Below are 19,730 nucleotides of genomic sequence, written 5' to 3' on the forward strand. Positions count from 1 at the left end.
GCGTATGATATTTCCGTAGGCGACATCCTGATGGAAGCGATCGCCCAACGCTGCCAATAAAAAATGAGGCGCATTGCGCCTCTATGATTGTCTAAATACACATTTTTTGCGCATACTCAACGTAAGCGTACGAACAGGAGACGGCGATATGGATCTGAAAAATCATTTTTTAATCGCAATGCCGAGCATGGCCGATAGCCGTTTTCAACAGGGTGTTATCTACGTGTGTGAGCATAATCATGACGGCGCCATGGGGTTAATGATCAATCACCCTATTAACTTGTCCGTGGGTAAAATGCTGGACCAAATTGAGGTAGAGCGCGACGTGCCGCTTTCCAATACAACCGAAAGTCTGACCCAATCCGTTTTATTTGGCGGGCCGGTGTCTGAAGATCGAGGATTTGTGCTGCATCCGGCCAATTGTTCGTATGGCACCAGTGTGCCCGTATCGGATCAATTAGCCGTGACCACCTCAAAAGATATCTTATCGATTCTCGGGACCGAGCAACAGCCAGAGCAATTTTTGGTGGCCTTGGGTTATGCAGGCTGGGAGGCCGGACAGCTTGAACAAGAGTTAGCCGAAAATAGTTGGCTCACACTGGAGGCCGATCCCAGCGTAATTTTTGATACCCCTGTTCACCAACGTTGGCAAAAAGCGCTCGACCAACTCGGCATTGACGCCGCCAACCTTTCTTCACAAGTAGGACACGCATGAACGCACAAACCGTGATGGGTTTTGATTACGGGGTAAAAAGCATTGGTGTTGCCATCGGTCAGTCGTTAACCGGCACCGCTCGCCCTTTATGCGCTTTGAAAGCACGCGATGGTATTCCTAACTGGGATGACATTGATGCCCTATTAAAAGAATGGCAACCTGATTATTTAGTGGTTGGGCTGCCATTAGATTTACAAGGTGAACCTCTCGATACCATTACACCCAGAGCGAAAAAATTTGCCAATCGCTTACATGGGCGCTTTGGTTTCCCGGTCTCGTTACATGATGAGCGCCTATCAACACGCGAAGCCCGCGCAGCACTTTTTGAACAAGGCGGCTACAAAGCCTTAGGTAAAGGAGCTGTCGACGCCCAGTCAGCCGTTGTGATTATTGAAAGCTGGTTTGAGCGCCAATATGCTGAGCCGTTTCACGCCTCGGAATAATTCCTTGGTCGGTCAGCCGTGTTATCGCCTGCTCCATAGTTTGCATTCCCTGAGCGACGCCTGTTTGCATCATGGAGGTCATCTGCGCCACCTTGTCTTCACGGATAAGGTTAGCAATCGCAGGGGTGGCTTTCATAATTTCATACGCAGCGACCCGTCGGCCCTGAGTGTTTTTGACGAGCTGCTGCGATACTACCGCCTGCAAAGAGGCAGACAACATAGAGCGAACCAAGGGCTTATCACTCCCTGGAAACACATCGATAATCCGGTCAACGCTTTTCGCCGCACTCGCGGTATGTAACGTGGCAAAGACTAAATGGCCAGTTTCTGCGGCCGTCAATGCTAAGCTTATTGTCTCTAAGTCTCGTAGCTCGCCGACCAGAATCACATCTGGATCCTCCCGTAAGGCCGAACGCAGCGCCTGCTGAAAGGATTGCGTATCACGATTCACTTCCCGCTGATTCACTAAGCTTTGTTGCGGCGAGTGAATGAACTCGATCGGATCTTCAATAGTAAGAATATGCTTTTGTTGATGACGATTAATATGATCAACCATCGCTGCCAACGTCGTTGATTTTCCCGATCCCGTCGGCCCAGTCACGAGTACCAGCCCCTGAGTGAGCGACGCGAGCTCTGTTAAGACAGAAGGCGCGTTTAACGCTTCCAAGGTTGGCAGCGCCTCTGGGATAACCCGAAATACCGCCGCGCACCCATGTTGCTGATGAAAAGCGTTCACCCGAAACCGGCCAACCGAGGCCAGCTCAAACGAAAAATCCACCTCCCATTCGGTTACAAACGTTTGGCGTTGCTGGGGATTCATCACAGCGATAATCAATTGCTCGACCACTTGATGATTGAGCGCAGGTAGACTGAGCTTGCGCACATCGCCATCTACCCGCACCATTGGTGGCACGCCCGCAGAAAGATGTAGATCTGACGCACGATGCTTTACACTAAAGGCCAATAGCTCAGTAATTTCCATTCATTTTCCTCGTAGAATCAGGTATGTGTAATATTAAGCAGAATATTGAACAGGTCAGGGAACAAATAGACCTCGCCACCCAAAAATGCGGCCAACCCGATCATTCGGTGCAGTTGCTTGCGGTGAGTAAAACAAAACCCGTCGAGGCGATCGCAGAGGCCGTGGCCGCAGGTCAAACCGCATTTGGCGAAAACTACGTGCAGGAAGGCGTCGAAAAAGTGGAGCACTTTGCCACACATGCCCCAAACACAAAGATTGAGTGGCACTTTATTGGTCCAATTCAGTCGAACAAAACGCGCTTGATCGCCAGCCACTTTGATTGGGTACACTCAGTCGATCGGTTAAAAATTGCTAAACGTCTGAGTGAGCAACGTCCCGCGCATTTGCCGCCACTCAACGTTTTAGTACAAGTGAATACCAGCGGTGAGGCGTCTAAATCAGGCATAACACTGGATGAAGCCATGGATTTGATTGAATCAATGCGGGCTTTACCCAACCTCACCGTGCGAGGATTCATGTCGATCCCTCAACCGGAAACAGATTATCAGCGCCAATGTGCCGCGTTTGAGCCTTTAGCGACCGCGTTTAATTCGCTCCACGCACACACGCCGACTATTGATACCTTATCGATGGGTATGAGCGGTGATATGGCAGCTGCCATTGCATGTGGCAGTACCATGGTAAGAATCGGCACCGCCGTTTTTGGTGCACGTGATTACCGCTAACGACACCTACACAGAATGATGAGAACAACAGGAACCGAATACATGGAACATCGCCCTCTCACCTTTATTGGGGCTGGCAACATGGCTCGATCCATCATTGCCGGACTCGTGGATGCAGGATATCCCGCCTCAGCCATTACAGCCGCGTCACCCAGCGCGCATCCTAACGATGTGCTGACAACGCAATACGGGATCCAAACCACCACAAACAACCTCCTTGCTTGCCAACAAGCGGAAGTGATCGTTTTAGCGGTAAAGCCCCAATTAATGGCAAAAGTATTAAGCGACTTGCCAGCGGTCGATTGGTCGTCGAAAATGGTGATCTCAATAGCCGCTGGCATCAATGTTGCCCGTCTTAATCAAATGGCTGGTACGTCACTTAATCTGGTGCGCGTGATGCCGAATACGCCTTCGCTGGTGGGTAAAGGCATGAGCGGCCTGTACGCATCACCGGGTGTGACGACGGGTGATCAAGACTATGCCTCCGCGCTGATGAAAGCGGTGGGTGAAGTCTGCTGGGTCGAGAATGAGGCGAGTATCAATGGTGTGATTGCGGCTGCAGGCAGTGCGCCGGCCTATTTTTTCCGCTTTATGGAAGCCATGCAGCAAGAAGCCATTCGCCAAGGTTTTACTGACCAGCAAGCAAGGGCGTTGGTACAACAAGCCGCACTGGGAGCGGCAGAAATGGTGGCCGCGAACCCAGACACCACGCTTGGAGAACTACGCGAGCAGGTGACTTCAAAAGGAGGAACCACCGCAGAAGCGTTGCAAGTATTCGAGCAGCACAATATTAGCGACATAGTCGCACAGGCCATGCAGGCGGCGGTGAGCCGTGCTGAGCAAATGGAACAAGAATTTTAATCACTAAGGCGACGATATGAATGCAATGACCTTTCTGATCAACACTGCGTTTGATCTTTACATCATGGTGGTGTTACTCCGCATATGGCTACAATGGTCTCGGGCCGATTTTTATAACCCGTTCTCTCAATTTGTGGTGAAGGCGACCCAACCTGTTGTGGGTCCACTGCGCCGGATGGTTCCCGCGCTCGGTGGATTAGATCTCGCGACCGTCCTCTTTGCTTATCTGCTGATGGTCGCTAAATTTGTGGCACTGGATATCATCACAGGCGGTGCACTAACAGTCAACTCAGGACTGTTCGGCTTTTCTGCTATTGCACTGCTTAAAGCAGCCGGTAAACTGCTGTTTTGGGTGCTGATCCTACGTGCCATTCTCAGCTGGGTAAGCCAAGGCAATAACCCTGTAGAGCAAGTGTTCCATCAATTAACCGAACCGGTTTGCGCCCCAGTGCGTCGCATCCTCCCTCCTATCGGTGGACTGGATCTCAGTATTTTGGTGATCTTTATCGGTCTGCAATTTATCGATATATCAATTGGCGATATGGTAGGGCTTGATTGGCTAGATCCATTGAGAGCTTATCTAACAAGCCGCTAATTGGCTAGCAATATAGGAAAGCCTGTCTGGTAGGTGCTATAAGTAAATAGCCCACAAGGGCGTATTGAATTCGCTCACACAAGTAATTAAAGCTAACGGGTACCTCAGCAGTACGGCGGATCGTACTCAGGCACCCGTATGTATTGATACCTTACTTTATCACAAGGAATGATTATGCGTCAGATAATAGCAGCGCTCAGCATGGTATTGAGTTTGCTTATTACTCCAGCTTGGGCGGGCCAGTTTAAAGAAATCGGCGAATTAGAGGTGCACTACAACACCTTATCAACGACGTTTTTAACCCCTGACATCGCCAAGCAATATGATATTACCCGCAGCGACTATCGCGGGTTGGTTAATATCGCGGTTCTCGACACCATGCAGCTTGGAAAACCGGCGATTGCCGCCAAGGTCCAAGGCCAAGTCAAAAACTTGGTGGGTAACAGTCGAGAGCTAGATTTTACCGAGATCCGCGAAGGCGACGCGATTTATTACATTGCGACCTTTGCCGCTGATGATGAGGAAACCTATCAATTCCAGATTGATCTCAACGCAGCGGGCAATCGCAGTGCCTCCTTCGACTATAATTACACGTTTTACGTCGATACCCCTTAACAGGGTGACAAACACATAGGTAACCGACATGAATAAAGTTGTGCTGGCAACCGGCAATGCAGGCAAAGTAAAAGAAATGGCCGGGCTACTCGGCGAATTTGGTTTTGAGGTTCTGCCGCAAAGTGATTTTGCGGTGACAGAAGCTGACGAAACAGGGACCACTTTTATTGAAAATGCCATCATTAAAGCCCGCCACGCGGCGAAACTGACCGGGCTTCCAGCCATCGCCGATGATTCAGGCCTTGAGGTGGATGCGCTAAAAGGCGCACCTGGCGTCTATTCAGCTCGCTATGCTGGCGATGACGCCAATGATGCCGATAATGTCGCCAAGCTACTCGACGCAATGCATGATACTGATACCCATGCACGCCAAGCACGTTTTCATTGCGTATTGGTGTACATGCGCCACGCGAATGATCCGACGCCATTGGTCTGTCATGGCGTTTGGGAAGGTCAAATTGCCCATGCACCACAAGGTGACAACGGCTTTGGCTACGATCCAGTATTTTTGCCCCATGATCAGCAATGCACCGCTGCCGAAATGCCTGCGTCAGAGAAAAAACAACGCTCACATCGCGGTCAAGCCCTCAACGCCCTATTTCAAGCCTTAAAAGCGTCGCAATAACCCATGATCCCATTAAGTTTGTATGTACACATCCCGTGGTGTGTACAAAAATGCCCGTATTGTGACTTTAACTCACACACGCAAAAAGGCGCGATCCCAGAAGACGATTATATCGATGCGTTGCTCGACGATCTCGACACCGACCTGGCCGCTTATCCCTCAATAGTCACGCGTCCACTGCACTCTATTTTTATCGGTGGCGGCACACCCAGCCTGATGTCGCCCGCTCAGATTGAGCGTTTGCTCGCCGGGATCAATGCGCGACTGACCCCGAGTAACAATATGGAAGTCACCATGGAGGCCAATCCGGGCACCGTCGAGGCCGATAAATTTATTGGCTATCGCCAAGCGGGCGTGACTCGTATATCCATTGGCGTACAAAGCTTTTCTGCCGATAAGCTTACCCGGCTAGGCCGTATTCATGGCCCTGGTGAGGCAGAACGGGCAGCTCACCTTGCCCACCAAGCGAGACTGACGAGTTTTAATCTCGATCTAATGCATGGTTTGCCCGATCAATCAGAACAAGAAGCACTCAGCGATTTGGAGCAAGCCATTGCACTGAAGCCGCCGCATATTTCTTGGTATCAACTGACTATCGAGCCTAATACTCAGTTTTACTCTAAGCCGCCCACCCTGCCAGAAGAAGACACCTTGTGGGACATTTTTGATCAAGGCCATCAACGACTGAGCGATGCGGGATATGTTCAGTACGAGACCTCCGCCTATAGTCTGCCAGGCCACCAATGTGCACATAACCTCAACTACTGGCGTTTTGGGGATTATTTAGGAGTTGGCTGCGGCGCACATGGCAAACTGACCTTGCTAGAGGATGACCAACCTCGTTTACTTCGTACCGTCAAAGTGAAACACCCGCGTGGCTACCTCGATCCAGACAAAGCCTACCTCACCGACAGCCAGTGGGTAAAACATACCGATCTTGCGTTTGAGTTTTTTATGAACCGTTTTCGCTTGCTCGAGCCCTGCCCCAAAGCTGATTTTGTCAGTCACACTGGGCTACCGCTGTCACATCTCGCCGCGCCTATCTCTCAAGCTTCTGAGCAAGGCTTAATCACAGAAACAAACACCCATTGGCAAATCACGCCAAAAGGTAAATTATTTCTCAATGATCTGCTGGCCATTTTTTTAGCTGACTAATGCAACAAACGATGTGTTAAGGTGCCTATAAATTAGGCGCCGGTACATAAGGCGAGCCCTATCATTCAACAAGCTAAAAAGGATATCTCTGTGACTCCGTCATTTCGCGTCGAGCCCAAGCATTGGACCTTAATTGCGGCCCTTATTATCGCCGTTTACGCCTGTTACCTTTTGATCGAGCCCTATATTGGTGCGATTGTGCTCGCCTTTATCGTGTCGTTGCTGTTCTTCCCCGTCCATAAACGCATCGAAGAAAAGATTGGTCAGCGACCCAATACCGCATCGGTCTTATCTTGCATCCTGATCACCTTTATCATCTTTATTCCACTCACTGTCGTGGCGGGTGCGATCATCGATCAAGGTGTGAGCTTTTTCACTCGTAGCTATGAATGGCTCAATAACGGCGGGGCCAGGCAACTGATCAATAACCCGCAGATACAATCAGCCTTACACTTTGTCAATCAGTGGCTACCGTTTGATGTCATCGACCCTCAAGAGACGGTTAAAAAACTGGCCGCGTGGATGTCCTCTTTTAGCGGTCAAATGCTTGAGTTCAGCTCTGGGGTACTGGGCGATGTCACTAACTTTTTTATCACCTTTATGCTGATGTTATTTGTGCTGTTCTTTTTACTGCGCGATCACGACAACATTATCCAAACACTGCGTCATGTTATCCCTTTGTCACGTAGTCAAGAAGACCAACTGCTTGATGAAGTGGAGAAAGTCGCCAAATCGGCTGTTCTCGGTTCATTCCTCACTGCTTTAGCACAAGGTGCTGCAGGCGGCCTAGCGATGTGGGCGGTAGGCTTACCGGCCCTTTTTTGGGGCACCATGATGGCCTTTGCCTCTTTTATTCCTGTGATAGGGACAGCACTTATCTGGTTACCAACGGTGCTATATCTCGCAGTAATCGGTGACTGGCAGTGGGCGCTCGCGCTTTTAGTATGGAGCGTTGTGGTTGTGGGCTCCATTGATAATCTGCTTCGCCCTTTTTTGATGCAGGGAAACTCTGGCATGAACACCCTGCTTATCTTTTTCTCATTGTTGGGCGGTTTGCACCTCTTTGGCTTAATGGGGTTAATTTACGGTCCGATTATTTTCTCATTAACATTGGTGTTATTCCGGATGTATGAGCTCGAGTTTGCACACTTCCTTGATCGCCAAGACAACGCCTAACCCGTTAAAGATTGGCCTGGTGCGTGCTTTGTGGGAAAATTCGACTCCCGACGCGCCAGGTTATTTCGGTGCGCTTTATTACCGTCGATAATGCAAAGAGAACAATCATGACCCTCACGGCCCCCAGTGAAATTGCTCAGCGTCACCTTCCGTTGTTTGATAATAAACACCTGCTGTTGGCAGGAGAGCTCGAAGATGACTTTGTCCAACAATTATCGCAACGTGCCGCAAGCGTCACTGTCTTTACGACGCATCACGGTTTCGCCACACGCCAGAAAAAAGCGTCGATTACTGTTCATGCAGGCGCGACACTCGATATCGATCATCCCATCGATCTGGTCTTATTTTATTGGCCTAAAGCAAAAGCAGAAGCTGATTACTTACTCGCAATGTTGACACACGCATTGGGGAAAGAGGTTGATTGGATGGTAGTGGGTGAAAACCGTAGTGGCATCAAAAGCATTGAAAAACGCTTCGCTCCCTACGGGTCTATTAGCAAATACGATGCTGCGCGGCGCTGCAGTATGTATTACGGCACCTGCCACACCCCTGCGAGCTCTTTTTCGTTGGAAGCGTGGTTTACTGACTACCCATTAACCCTCGGCGAGACGTCACTGACCATTCGTGCGTTACCCGGCGTATTTAGCCAAAAAAGTTTAGATGACGGTACCGAGTTGTTGCTTCGTCATCTTCCGTCGATCAAAGGAAACGTATTAGACGTAGGTTGCGGCGCAGGCGTGATAGGTAGCTATATCCTTGCTACTTATCCTGATTGCCAAGTGACGCTTGTGGATGTTAATTACCTCGCCATTGCATCAAGCAAAGCCACACTTGCCGCCAACGGCTTAGATGGGCAAGTTTTACCTTCAGATATGCTTGATGGTGTTGAGGCGACATTTAATACTATCATTAGTAATCCTCCTTTCCATGATGGACTGGATACACGCTACTCACCAACCGAGTCTTTGTTACGTAACGTCCCCTCTCACCTCTCCAAAGGTGGCCAGCTCATTGTGGTGGCCAATAGTTTCTTACGCTATCCGCCGATAATTAAAGACAGTCTCGGACAGTGTGAATCGATCGCCAAGACTCGACGCTTCGCGGTCTATCACGCATATAAAACACGTGAGTAAGATCAGAGCAACGGGTTACCTTTAGCCGCTTTATTATCACCGCATTTATCATCACTAAAGTCTGCATTGAAGACTCATTACAACAAAAAGCCCTGACCGTCAGGCCAGGGCTCTATTGGTTTTTCATCAAAGATTAAAGATACAAAAAAGCCCCGACCGTTAGGTCAGGGCTTTGTATTTCTTTCTCATCAAAGTCTTACATATCATTGCTTTGATGATTAAACTCGTTTTTGCCTTCAGATTTTTTCAAAAATCTGAAAACAAGAAAGCAAGCCTGGCGATGTCCTACTCTCACATGGGGAGACCCCACACTACCATCGGCGCTGCTTCGTTTCACTACTGAGTTCGGCATGGGATCAGGTGGGTCCAAAGCGCTATGGTCCTGGCGACACAACCCGAACACCAGCGGTTCGTCCACTCCGGTCCTCTCGTACTAGGAGCAGCTCCCCTCAATCATCCAACGCCCACGGCAGATAGGGACCGAACTGTCTCACGACGTTCTAAACCCAGCTCGCGTACCACTTTAAATGGCGAACAGCCATACCCTTGGGACCGACTTCAGCCCCAGGATGTGATGAGCCGACATCGAGGTGCCAAACACCGCCGTCGATATGAACTCTTGGGCGGTATCAGCCTGTTATCCCCGGAGTACCTTTTATCCGTTGAGCGATGGCCCTTCCATTCAGAACCACCGGATCACTATGACCTACTTTCGTACCTGCTCGAGCCGTCACTCTCGCAGTTAAGCGGGCTTATGCCATTGCACTAACCTCACGATGTCCGACCGTGATTAGCCCACCTTCGTGCTCCTCCGTTACRCTTTGGGAGGAGACCGCCCCAGTCAAACTACCCACCAGGCACTGTCCTCACCCCSGATWASGGGGCTAAGTTAGAACATCAAACATACAAGGGTGGTATTTCAAGGATGGCTCCACRRCAACTGGCGTCGCCGTTTCAAAGCCTCCCACCTATCCTACACATGTAGGCTCAATGTTCAGTGCCAAGCTGTAGTAAAGGTTCACGGGGTCTTTCCGTCTAGCCGCGGGTACACAGCATCTTCACTGCGATTTCAATTTCACTGAGTCTCGGGTGGAGACAGCGTGGCCATCATTACGCCATTCGTGCAGGTCGGAACTTACCCGACAAGGAATTTCGCTACCTTAGGACCGTTATAGTTACGGCCGCCGTTTACCGGGGCTTCGATCAATGGCTTCTCTTGCGATAACCACATCAATTAACCTTCCGGCACCGGGCAGGCGTCACACCGTATACGTCATCTTTCGATTTTGCACAGTGCTGTGTTTTTAATAAACAGTTGCAGCCACCTGGTATCTGCGACTGCCCATAGCTCCATCCGCAAGGGACTTCACCGTGGGCAGCGTACCTTCTCCCGAAGTTACGGTACCATTTTGCCTAGTTCCTTCACCCGAGTTCTCTCAAGCGCCTTGGTATTCTCTACCCGACCACCTGTGTCGGTTTGGAGTACGGTTCCTACTTACCTGAAGCTTAGAGGCTTTTCCCGGAAGCATGGCATCAATGACTTCACCACCTTGGTGGCTCGACATCGGGTCTCGACCGTRYGTAATCCCGGRTTTGCCTAAGATTACAGCCTACACCCTTGAACCTGGACAACCATCGCCAGGCCCACCTAGCCTTCTCCGTCCCCCCATCGCAGTAAGYAGCAGTACGGGAATATTAACCCGTTTCCCATCGACTACGCCTTTCGGCCTCGCCTTAGGGGCCGACTTACCCTGCCCCGATTAACGTTGGACAGGAACCCTTGGTCTTCCGGCGWGGAGGTTTTTCACCCCCWTTATCGTTACTCATGTCAGCATTCGCACTTGTGATACCTCCAGCATGCCTCTCAGCACACCTTCAACRGCTTACACAACGCTCCCCTACCCAATATCCATAAGGACATTGCCGCAGCTTCGGTGTATCGCTTAGCCCCGTTACATCTTCCGCGCAGGCCGACTCGACCAGTGAGCTATTACGCTTTCTTTAAATGATGGCTGCTTCTAAGCCAACATCCTGGCTGTCTGAGCCTTCCCACATCGTTTCCCACTTAGCGATAACTTTGGGACCTTAGCTGGCGGTCTGGGTTGTTTCCCTCTCCACGACGGACGTTAGCACCCGCCGTGTGTCTCCCGGATAGCACTTACTGGTATTYGGAGTTTGCAAAGGGTTGGTAAGTCGGGATGACCCCCTAGCCTTAACAGTGCTCTACCCCCAGTAGTGTTCGTCCGAGGCGCTACCTAAATAGCTTTCGGGGAGAACCAGCTATCTCCGAGTTTGATTGGCCTTTCACCCCTAGCCACAGGTCATCTCCTAACTTTTCAACGTTAGTGAGTTCGGTCCTCCAGTTGATGTTACTCAACCTTCAACCTGCCCATGGCTAGATCACTCGGTTTCGGGTCTAATGCTAGCAACTAYACGCCCAGTTAAGACTCGGTTTCCCTACGGCTCCCCTATGCGGTTAACCTTGCTACTAACATTAAGTCGCTGACCCATTATACAAAAGGTACGCGGTCACCCCWCAAAGGAGGCTCCCACTGCTTGTACGTAGACGGTTTCAGGTTCTATTTCACTCCCCTCACAGGGGTTCTTTTCGCCTTTCCCTCACGGTACTGGTTCACTATCGGTCAGTCAGGAGTATTTAGCCTTGGAGGATGGTCCCCCCATGTTCCGGGTACTTAGATGTTTCAGTTCCCCGAGTTCGCCTCTTAGCGCTATGTATTCACGCTAAGATACCTGCTTATGCAGGTGGGTTTCCCCATTCGGATATCCCAGATTCAAATGGCTTTTACTGCCTTATCTGGGCTTTTCGCAAGTTAATACGTCCTTCATCGCCTCTGACTGCCAAGGCATCCACCGTCTACGCTTAATTACTTAACCATACAACCCCAAGAGGTCTTTTTTGCTCGATCTTTCTCTTTTATGCTGCCTCTTGCTTAACTTTTGCTTGGTCACGTAACACGTTACGCTCCCGGCGRCAAAAGTCTCGCGYGCGTTGCCTAAAAAAGAAATCTACGTCGCAAAACCACTGAGTGTTGAATCATCAACCAATTAAGGTTTTGTTTTTGCCGGACTCAAATAGAAGCTTTGTCGTTATTGATTCAATAAGACAAAGTCCAAGCACACTTGATTGTGTGAGTGACATGATATGTCACTGATTGAGAACTTTACTGTCATTCTTAAAGAATGACTTGTCAGCTTTCCAGATTGTTAAAGAGCATGTCGTTTATTGCTAAATAAACCACGTTCTAAAGATTCTYAARCAAAAACCTTTAAAGCGTGGTGGGCGATACCGGGCTCGAACCAGTGACCCCCTCCTTGTAAGGGAGGTGCTCTCCCAACTGAGCTAATCGCCCATCTTTCAGACTTGGTGGAGCTAGGCGGGATCGAACCGCCGACCTCTTGCATGCCATGCAAGCGCTCTCCCAGCTGAGCTATAGCCCCGCGTCTGAGAAATGGTGGGTTGTACAGGATTCGAACCTGTGACCAATTGATTAAAAGTCAACTGCTCTACCAACTGAGCTAACAACCCAATGGCGTCCCATAGGGGAGTCGAACCCCTGTTACCGCCGTGAAAGGGCGGTGTCCTAGGCCTCTAGACGAATGGGACACGCTGATATGTTTGGGAACATATCCTCTTATAACTTCAACCTATACAATCTGTGTGAACACTCGCAAGAATAGCGTCAGTAAGGAGGTGATCCAGCCCCAGGTTCCCCTAGGGCTACCTTGTTACGACTTCACCCCAGTCATGAACCACACCGTGGTAAACGCCCTCCCGAAGGTTAAGCTATCTACTTCTGGTGCAGCCCACTCCCATGGTGTGACGGGCGGTGTGTACAANCAATCTGTGTGAACACTCGCAAGAATAGCGTCAGTAAGGAGGTGATCCAGCCCCAGGTTCCCCTAGGGCTACCTTGTTACGACTTCACCCCAGTCATGAACCACACCGTGGTAAACGCCCTCCCGAAGGTTAAGCTATCTACTTCTGGTGCAGCCCACTCCCATGGTGTGACGGGCGGTGTGTACAAGGCCCGGGAACGTATTCACCGTGGCATTCTGATCCACGATTACTAGCGATTCCGACTTCATGGAGTCGAGTTGCAGACTCCAATCCGGACTACGACAAACTTTAAGGGATTCGCTAAACATCGCTGTCTCGCTGCCCTCTGTATCTGCCATTGTAGCACGTGTGTAGCCCTACTCGTAAGGGCCATGATGACTTGACGTCGTCCCCACCTTCCTCCGGTTTATCACCGGCAGTCTCCCTGGAGTTCCCACCATTAYGTGCTGGCAAACAAGGATAAGGGTTGCGCTCGTTGCGGGACTTAACCCAACATTTCACAACACGAGCTGACGACAGCCATGCAGCACCTGTCTCAGCGCTCCCGAAGGCACRCCTCTATCTCTAAAGGCTTCGCTGGATGTCAAGAGTAGGTAAGGTTCTTCGCGTTGCATCGAATTAAACCACATGCTCCACCGCTTGTGCGGGCCCCCGTCAATTCATTTGAGTTTTAACCTTGCGGCCGTACTCCCCAGGCGGTCTACTTAATGCGTTAGCGCCGAAAGCCAAAGTCTAAAACCTCAACCTCCAAGTAGACAGCGTTTACGGCGTGGACTACCAGGGTATCTAATCCTGTTTGCTACCCACGCTTTCGCATCTGAGCGTCAGTCTTTGTCCAGGGGGCCGCCTTCGCCACTGGTATTCCTTCAGATCTCTACGCATTTCACCGCTACACCTGAAATTCTACCCCCCTCTACAAGACTCTAGCCTGCCAGTTTCAAATGCGGTTCCGAGGTTGAGCCCCGGGCTTTCACATCTGACTTAACAAACCGCCTGCATGCGCTTTACGCCCAGTAATTCCGATTAACGCTCGCACCCTCCGTATTACCGCGGCTGCTGGCACGGAGTTAGCCGGTGCTTCTTCTGCAGCTAACGTCAAGCCGTGCACGTATTAASTACACGACCTTCCTCACTGCTGAAAGTGCTTTACAACCCGAAGGCCTTCTTCACACACGCGGCATGGCTGCATCAGGGTCTCCCCCATTGTGCAATATTCCCCACTGCTGCCTCCCGTAGGAGTCTGGGCCGTGTCTCAGTCCCAGTGTGGCTGATCATCCTCTCAAACCAGCTAAGGATCGTYGCCTTGGTAAGCCATTACCTTACCAACTAGCTAATCCTAACTGGGCCCATCCCAACGCGATAGCTTACATGTAGAGGCCACCTTTGGTCCYRRCTCTAACGAAYYAAGACATTATGCGGTATTAGCCGTCGTTTCCAACGGTTATCCCCCTCGTCAGGGCAGGTTCCCAGCCGTTACTCACCCGTCCGCCGCTCGACGTCCAGTAAATCCACCGAAGCTTCAATACTGCCGTTTCCGCTCGACTTGCATGTGTTAGGCCTGCCGCCAGCGTTCAATCTGAGCCATGATCAAACTCTTCAATTAAAGTTTTGGTGTTTGCTTTTCCNGTCGTTTCCAACGGTTATCCCCCTCGTCAGGGCAGGTTCCCAGCCGTTACTCACCCGTCCGCCGCTCGACGTCCAGTAAATCCACCGAAGCTTCAATACTGCCGTTTCCGCTCGACTTGCATGTGTTAGGCCTGCCGCCAGCGTTCAATCTGAGCCATGATCAAACTCTTCAATTAAAGTTTTGGTGTTTGCTTTTCCWAAGAAAAGACAAACGGCTCGATAAATACTGTTTTGTTCRTCTCTTGCGAGACAAACGAATTGACTGTGCTCTTGTTGGCATCCACTTTTAAAAAAGTGAAATCAAAACAGCTCAAGGCTGTACCAACATGAATTGGTCACTCAGYTCATCGAATAAATCTTTTTGTCTATTCTCAACGAGTGCCCACACAGATTGCATAGGTCAAATTGTTAAAGAGCGTGTCGATTCGTGGTTGGCATTTCGTGGCTTACGTCTCGTTGCCCCGTCGACAGGAAGCGCAGTATAGAGATCTCAGTTTTTACCGCAACCCCTTTTTGCAAAAAAAAACTCACCCGCACAAAAAACATACTAAGTCGCTTTTTTTGTCTATTTTAACGTTCAGGCAAGGCTTGTTTTTGTTTGGATTTATTAACATAGTCGAAATTTTCACCTTTCTCTAGAAAAAATGAGGCATACATCATGAAAAGGGGCTGGTAGCATATCGGTCTGTTTCTCACTTGGGAGTCATCGATATGAAGCACTGGCTTTTTCTGGGGTTTGCGATTGTGGCAGAAGTGATTGCAACGGCGTCACTCAAAAACAGCGACGGCTTTTCAAAGCTCGTCCCTTCGGTGTTAGTCGTAGTGGGGTACAGTTTTTCTTTCTATTTACTCGCGCTGACACTACGCGCTATACCGGTTGGTATCGCTTATGCAATTTGGGCAGGTGCTGGCGTAACATTGATTGCTTTAATTGGCTGGCTTGTCTTTGACCAAAAACTCGATACAGCGGCGATTATCGGCATGGTACTGATTGTTTCGGGTGTAGCAGTGATGAATATTTTTTCATCTGCGTCTCCGCACTGAGTCGCGTTATTGGCGTCAGCCCGAGAACGAAAAAACCCAGCCGAAGCTGGGTTTTTTCTTTAAGGAGGAGAGGCAGATTACATCATGCCGCCCATTCCTCCCATACCGCCCATTCCAGCAGCACCCATATCAGCGCCGCCATCTTTTTGTGGCAGATCAGTAATCATGGCTTCGGTGGTGATCATCAGGCCAGCCACGGATGCCGCAAACTGAAGCGCACTACGCGTCACTTTGGTTGGATCCAGGATACCCATTTCGATCATGTCACCGTATTCACCAGTTGATGCGTTGTAGCCAAAGTGGTTTTCACCCGCTTTCACGTTGTTCGCAACCACTGAATCTTCGTCACCTGCGTTAGTGGCGATTTGACGCAGTGGTGATTCCATCGCACGTAGCGCCACACGGATACCGACATTTTGCTCTTCGTTATCGCCTTTTAGCTCACCGACTTTGCTTGCAGCACGGATAAGCGCAACGCCACCACCGGCAACCACGCCTTCTTCAACCGCAGCACGGGTTGCGTGCAATGCGTCTTCAACGCGATCTTTCTTCTCTTTCATTTCAACTTCGGTCGCTGCACCGACTTTAATCACCGCAACACCGCCAGCCAGTTTGGCAACGCGCTCTTGCAGTTTTTCTTTGTCGTAGTCAGACGTCGCGTCTTCGATTTGTTGACGAATTTGAGCAACACGACCTTCGATCGCCGCTTCTTCACCAATACCATCAACAATTGTGGTGTTGTCTTTAGTAATGGTGACACGCTTGGCTTGGCCAAGGTCTTCTAGTGTCACTTTCTCAAGATCCATACCGATCTCTTCAGACACGACAGTACCTGCAGTCAGGGTCGCGATGTCTTGTAGCATCGCCTTACGACGATCACCGAAACCAGGTGCTTTCACTGCTGCCACTTTGACAATGCCGCGCATATTGTTTACCACCAAGGTGGCCAGCGCTTCACCTTCAAGATCTTCTGCAATGATCAGCAGCGGACGAGACGCTTTAGAAACCGCTTCAAGGGTTGGCAGTAGTTCGCGAATGTTAGAGACTTTTTTGTCGATCAGTAGGATAAATGGGTTATCCAGTTCAACATTACCGGCTTCTTGGTTGTTGATGAAGTACGGAGACAAGTAACCGCGGTCGAACTGCATGCCTTCCACAACGCTCAGTTCGTCTTGCAGTGACTGCCCTTCTTCAACGGTGATCACACCGTCACGGCCCACTTTGTCCATTGCTTGTGCGATAAGCTTACCAACGGTGTGGTCAGAGTTTGCCGAGATAGTCCCCACTTGCTCAATAGCATTGTTGCTGGTGCAAGGTGCAGACAGATTTTTCAGCTCTTCCACCGCGGCAACGACAGCTTTGTCGATACCACGTTTGAGATCCATTGGGTTCATGCCCGCAGCAACTGCTTTTAGGCCTTCGCTAATAATAGACTGCGCCAATACGGTCGCTGTGGTCGTGCCGTCACCCGCCGCATCATTGGCTTGTGAAGCGACTTCTTTCACCATTTGCGCGCCCATGTTCTGGAATTTGTCTTCCAGCTCAATTTCACGCGCAACAGAAACACCATCTTTAGTGATGGTTGGTGCACCGAATGATTTGTCGAGCACTACGTTACGGCCTTTAGGGCCCAGGGTGACGCGAACGGCATCCGCCAGAACATTCACACCTTCGAGCATTTTCGCACGTGCGTCGTCACTAAATTTAACGTCTTTAGCAGCCATGTTTTTATTCCTTTCTTACGTTATTGATTGGAGGTGAAATGAATTACTCAACGATTGCCATAATGTCGCTTTCAGACAAGATCAAAACCTCTTGACCCTCGATCTTTTCGGTTTTGGTACCAAAGCCTTCAGAGAAGATAACAGTGTCACCCACTTGAACGTCCAACGGCTGCACACTGCCGTTTTCAAGAATACGGCCTTTACCTACCGCCAGTACTTTACCGCGGGTAGATTTTTCTGCAGCAGAACCAGTTAACACGATGCCGCCCGCTGATTTAGACTCAGCTTCTTGGCGCTCAACGATAACGCGATCATGTAGTGGACGAATGTTCATCGGTCGTCTCCTGAATTAGTAATGATGTTCCGTTTGATGAAGTAAGTATGCACACAGGCCGTACATGCGTCCGGTACCTGATGTCTCTCCCTATGTGGGGACGGACTTTTTCTTTCCCAAGGGCTTTACAGCAATTTTTTTGTTTTTTTTAGAGACGTAACTTTCTCACCTTATGCGGATCCGCTAGGGTAAGCCGTCCCAACTCAGCGATCAGAGACTATGAACGATAAACACGGGTTGCTTTCTGCTCCAATTAATCAAACCTTGCGCAAAATGACGATTCCAATGGTGTTCGGCCTGTTTGCGATCATCATGTTCAACGTGGTTGATACCTTTTTTATCTCGCAGCTAGGGACAGAGGCGTTGGCAGCGGTGAGTTTTACCTTTCCTATCACCTTTGCGGTGAACTCCATCACTCTCGGGTTAGGAGTCGGTATTGCAGCACTTGTCGGACGTTTACTCGGCCAAGGAGATCACCAAGATGCGGCGCGCGTATCAACCCACGGATTATTATTGGCCTTGTTGCTCGTGATGTTGGTTGGCTGGTTGGGTGCTGCCACCATTGTTCCCGTTTTTTCTGCATTAGGCGCCAGTAAAGATTTACTTCCACTGATCCATGAATATATGCAGATATGGTACCTCACGATTCCTTTATTGGTGGTACCGATGGCAGGTAATGCCGCCATTCGTGCCACAGGTGATACCAAAACCCCAGCCAAAATCATGATGGTCTCTGGGCTGATTAATGGCGTTCTCGACCCCTTGCTAATTTTTGGTTTAGGCCCTTTCCCTGAACTAGGCGTGCAAGGTGCCGCTATCGCCAGTGCCTTGAGCTGGGCCGGAGCCATGCTCGCTGCACTTATCGTACTCACTCGACGAGAGCAGCTACTGATTGCGCCGCAATGGCAACAGATCGGCACCGATGTGAGTCAAATTCTTAAAATTGGCATGCCTGCTGGAATGACCAATGCGCTCAACCCCGCAGCAGCTGCCATATTAATGATGATGCTCGCCTCACAAGGCACAGAAAGCGTTGCCGCCTATGGCGCCGCGCAACGGATTGAAGCGATTTTATTAATAGTGATGATGGCAATGACGTCTTCGCTTACGCCCTTAATGTCGCAAAACTTTGGCGCCCAATACCATCAGCGGGCCTTTCAGGCGCTGTTCAGTGCGATGCGCTTTGCCATCTTGTTCCAATTTGCCTTGTACTTATCGCTGTGGCCTTTTATCGATCTGATTGCGGATGTGTTCAGTGACGATGTGCGGGTTCAACAAGAAATTGCCCACTATTTGATGGTGGTCCCGGCCAGTTACGGCTTACAAGGCACCTTGATGTTATTGGTCGGCGGCCTGAATGCCATGAAGCGTTCGCTGCATTCGTTCGCCTGCAACCTAGTCCGTTTGTTTGTTTTCTTAGTGCCCTGTGCGTGGCTGGGCGGCATGGTCAACGGCACCCATGGCCTGTTTGCGGGAATCGCTGTTGCCAATCTACTGGCCGGTATTATGGCGTACCTGTATGCCGTGGTGTTGCGCCGTCAAACACTGGCTTCGTCACTGCCGGTCTGATCCAAGTGATACACTCGGTGCTGCAAGGCATCTAATGCCTGATATAAGGCTTGATACTGCGCCGCACTGAGTCCCTCAAGCATGGCTTTTTCCCACTCCAACACCTTGGGAATAATGGTCTGATAATGGGTGCGGCCTTTGTCGGTCAAATGGACTAACGCGGCGCGCTGATCACCTTGACACGCGCGTCGCTCTACCAACTGATGCTGCTCTAAACGGGTAAGCAAGCGCGACACTCTCACTTTATCCAACCGCGTTTCTGCGGCTAAATCTTTCGCCATCACGCCATCCCGTGCGCCCAAAGAGGCCAGCACGCACCATTCTGGACGCGACAATCCAAACTCTGCTTCATAACGTGCCGCAAGACTATCGGCAACCAGCTCTGCGGTGTGAACTAATTTGTAGGGCAAAAAACTGTCAAGGGCTAGGTGCGGAACGGTCATATCATTTAGTTTCAATTGAAATCATATACCTTACTTTACGAGAGGCGTCGATAAGATGCAAAGGTAGTGCTTTGTTTACACTTACGGTTTTTAGGCGGCAAAAATA

At 50.2% G+C, this 19,730-nt stretch carries 16 protein-coding genes, 4 tRNA genes, 1 rRNA gene and 1 other annotated feature; of the genes, 12 read left to right on the forward strand and 9 right to left on the reverse strand.

Annotated elements, in window-relative coordinates; genetic code table 11:
- The first annotated feature begins 148 nt into the window (after nucleotides 1-148).
- Nucleotides 149-715, forward strand: a complete 567-nt coding sequence (locus BZG79_RS04990; RefSeq protein WP_077576792.1) for a YqgE/AlgH family protein — start codon at nucleotides 149-151, stop codon at nucleotides 713-715.
- On the forward strand, nucleotides 712-1,158 hold the full coding sequence (gene ruvX / locus BZG79_RS04995) for a Holliday junction resolvase RuvX (protein WP_021024536.1): 447 nt from the start codon (nucleotides 712-714) through the stop codon (nucleotides 1,156-1,158). The genes BZG79_RS04990 and ruvX overlap by 4 nt, the downstream gene beginning before the upstream one ends.
- Here the strand turns inward: ruvX and BZG79_RS05000 are convergent.
- A complete protein-coding gene (locus BZG79_RS05000) occupies nucleotides 1,103-2,140 on the reverse strand; it encodes a type IV pilus twitching motility protein PilT (protein WP_077773862.1) in 1,038 nt (345 codons plus the stop codon). The two genes, ruvX and BZG79_RS05000, sit on opposite strands and share 56 nt — an antisense overlap.
- A gap of 23 nt (nucleotides 2,141-2,163) precedes the next feature.
- On the opposite strand from BZG79_RS05000, the gene BZG79_RS05005 reads away from it, so the two are divergent.
- The 8 genes from BZG79_RS05005 to rsmC all read left to right on the forward strand — a co-directional run bounded on the left by BZG79_RS05005 (nucleotide 2,164) and on the right by rsmC (nucleotide 9,025).
- Nucleotides 2,164-2,865: a YggS family pyridoxal phosphate-dependent enzyme gene (locus tag BZG79_RS05005; protein ID WP_077773863.1), complete on the forward strand. Its 702-nt coding sequence runs from the start codon at nucleotides 2,164-2,166 to the stop codon at nucleotides 2,863-2,865.
- Between the two features lie 42 nt (nucleotides 2,866-2,907).
- Complete coding sequence (proC, locus tag BZG79_RS05010) at nucleotides 2,908-3,726, forward strand: pyrroline-5-carboxylate reductase (protein ID WP_077773864.1); 819 nt, start codon at nucleotides 2,908-2,910, stop codon at nucleotides 3,724-3,726.
- A 16-nt stretch (nucleotides 3,727-3,742) separates the two neighbouring features.
- Nucleotides 3,743-4,321 (forward strand): YggT family protein, encoded by a 579-nt coding sequence (locus tag BZG79_RS05015; protein WP_077773865.1) that lies wholly within the window; start codon nucleotides 3,743-3,745, stop codon nucleotides 4,319-4,321.
- Between the two features lie 174 nt (nucleotides 4,322-4,495).
- Complete coding sequence (locus BZG79_RS05020; protein ID WP_077773866.1) at nucleotides 4,496-4,936, forward strand: DUF4426 domain-containing protein; 441 nt, start codon at nucleotides 4,496-4,498, stop codon at nucleotides 4,934-4,936.
- 28 nt (nucleotides 4,937-4,964) lie between these two features.
- A complete protein-coding gene (rdgB, locus tag BZG79_RS05025; protein WP_077461755.1) occupies nucleotides 4,965-5,561 on the forward strand; it encodes an RdgB/HAM1 family non-canonical purine NTP pyrophosphatase in 597 nt (198 codons plus the stop codon).
- A 3-nt stretch (nucleotides 5,562-5,564) separates the two neighbouring features.
- Nucleotides 5,565-6,716: a radical SAM family heme chaperone HemW gene (hemW, locus tag BZG79_RS05030; RefSeq protein WP_077773867.1), complete on the forward strand. Its 1,152-nt coding sequence runs from the start codon at nucleotides 5,565-5,567 to the stop codon at nucleotides 6,714-6,716.
- 90 nt (nucleotides 6,717-6,806) lie between these two features.
- Nucleotides 6,807-7,892 carry an AI-2E family transporter gene (locus tag BZG79_RS05035; RefSeq protein WP_077461757.1) on the forward strand — a complete coding sequence of 362 codons (1,086 nt, stop codon included), beginning with the start codon at nucleotides 6,807-6,809 and terminating at the stop codon, nucleotides 7,890-7,892.
- A 107-nt stretch (nucleotides 7,893-7,999) separates the two neighbouring features.
- Nucleotides 8,000-9,025 (forward strand): 16S rRNA (guanine(1207)-N(2))-methyltransferase RsmC, encoded by a 1,026-nt coding sequence (gene rsmC / locus BZG79_RS05040; RefSeq protein WP_021024545.1) that lies wholly within the window; start codon nucleotides 8,000-8,002, stop codon nucleotides 9,023-9,025.
- A gap of 214 nt (nucleotides 9,026-9,239) precedes the next feature.
- Nucleotides 9,240-11,920, reverse strand: a sequence feature (most likely nonfunctional fraction of RNA operon).
- A 400-nt stretch (nucleotides 11,921-12,320) separates the two neighbouring features.
- Here the strand turns inward: rsmC and BZG79_RS05055 are convergent.
- The 5 genes from BZG79_RS05055 to BZG79_RS05075 all read right to left on the reverse strand — a co-directional run bounded on the left by BZG79_RS05055 (nucleotide 12,321) and on the right by BZG79_RS05075 (nucleotide 14,487).
- Nucleotides 12,321-12,396, reverse strand: a tRNA-Val gene (locus BZG79_RS05055).
- A gap of 12 nt (nucleotides 12,397-12,408) precedes the next feature.
- Nucleotides 12,409-12,484 (reverse strand) — tRNA-Ala (locus tag BZG79_RS05060).
- A 12-nt stretch (nucleotides 12,485-12,496) separates the two neighbouring features.
- Nucleotides 12,497-12,572: transfer RNA gene (locus tag BZG79_RS05065), tRNA-Lys, on the reverse strand.
- A 2-nt stretch (nucleotides 12,573-12,574) separates the two neighbouring features.
- Nucleotides 12,575-12,650, reverse strand: a tRNA-Glu gene (locus BZG79_RS05070).
- A gap of 268 nt (nucleotides 12,651-12,918) precedes the next feature.
- Nucleotides 12,919-14,487, reverse strand: a 16S ribosomal RNA gene (locus tag BZG79_RS05075).
- Between the two features lie 734 nt (nucleotides 14,488-15,221).
- Here BZG79_RS05075 and BZG79_RS05080 point away from each other — a divergent pair.
- Nucleotides 15,222-15,554, forward strand: coding sequence for an SMR family transporter (locus tag BZG79_RS05080; RefSeq protein ID WP_077461911.1), 333 nt, complete (start codon nucleotides 15,222-15,224; stop codon nucleotides 15,552-15,554).
- A gap of 77 nt (nucleotides 15,555-15,631) precedes the next feature.
- On the opposite strand, the gene groL is transcribed toward BZG79_RS05080, so the two are convergent.
- Both groL and BZG79_RS05090 read right to left on the reverse strand, forming a co-directional pair.
- Nucleotides 15,632-17,278, reverse strand: coding sequence for a chaperonin GroEL (gene groL / locus BZG79_RS05085; RefSeq protein ID WP_021024082.1), 1,647 nt, complete (start codon nucleotides 17,276-17,278; stop codon nucleotides 15,632-15,634).
- 43 nt (nucleotides 17,279-17,321) lie between these two features.
- Nucleotides 17,322-17,612 (reverse strand): co-chaperone GroES, encoded by a 291-nt coding sequence (locus BZG79_RS05090; RefSeq protein ID WP_021024083.1) that lies wholly within the window; start codon nucleotides 17,610-17,612, stop codon nucleotides 17,322-17,324.
- A 219-nt stretch (nucleotides 17,613-17,831) separates the two neighbouring features.
- Between BZG79_RS05090 and BZG79_RS05095 the strand changes: the two genes are divergently transcribed.
- Nucleotides 17,832-19,181, forward strand: a complete 1,350-nt coding sequence (locus tag BZG79_RS05095; RefSeq protein ID WP_077577082.1) for an MATE family efflux transporter — start codon at nucleotides 17,832-17,834, stop codon at nucleotides 19,179-19,181.
- Here the strand turns inward: BZG79_RS05095 and BZG79_RS05100 are convergent.
- Nucleotides 19,151-19,639, reverse strand: coding sequence for a MarR family transcriptional regulator (locus BZG79_RS05100; RefSeq protein ID WP_242414128.1), 489 nt, complete (start codon nucleotides 19,637-19,639; stop codon nucleotides 19,151-19,153). The genes BZG79_RS05095 and BZG79_RS05100 overlap by 31 nt on opposite strands.
- Between the last annotated feature and the right edge of the window lie 91 nt (nucleotides 19,640-19,730).

It is taken from the genome of Salinivibrio sp. MA427 (assembly GCF_001996115.1).
Lineage (GTDB): Bacteria > Pseudomonadota > Gammaproteobacteria > Enterobacterales > Vibrionaceae > Salinivibrio > Salinivibrio costicola.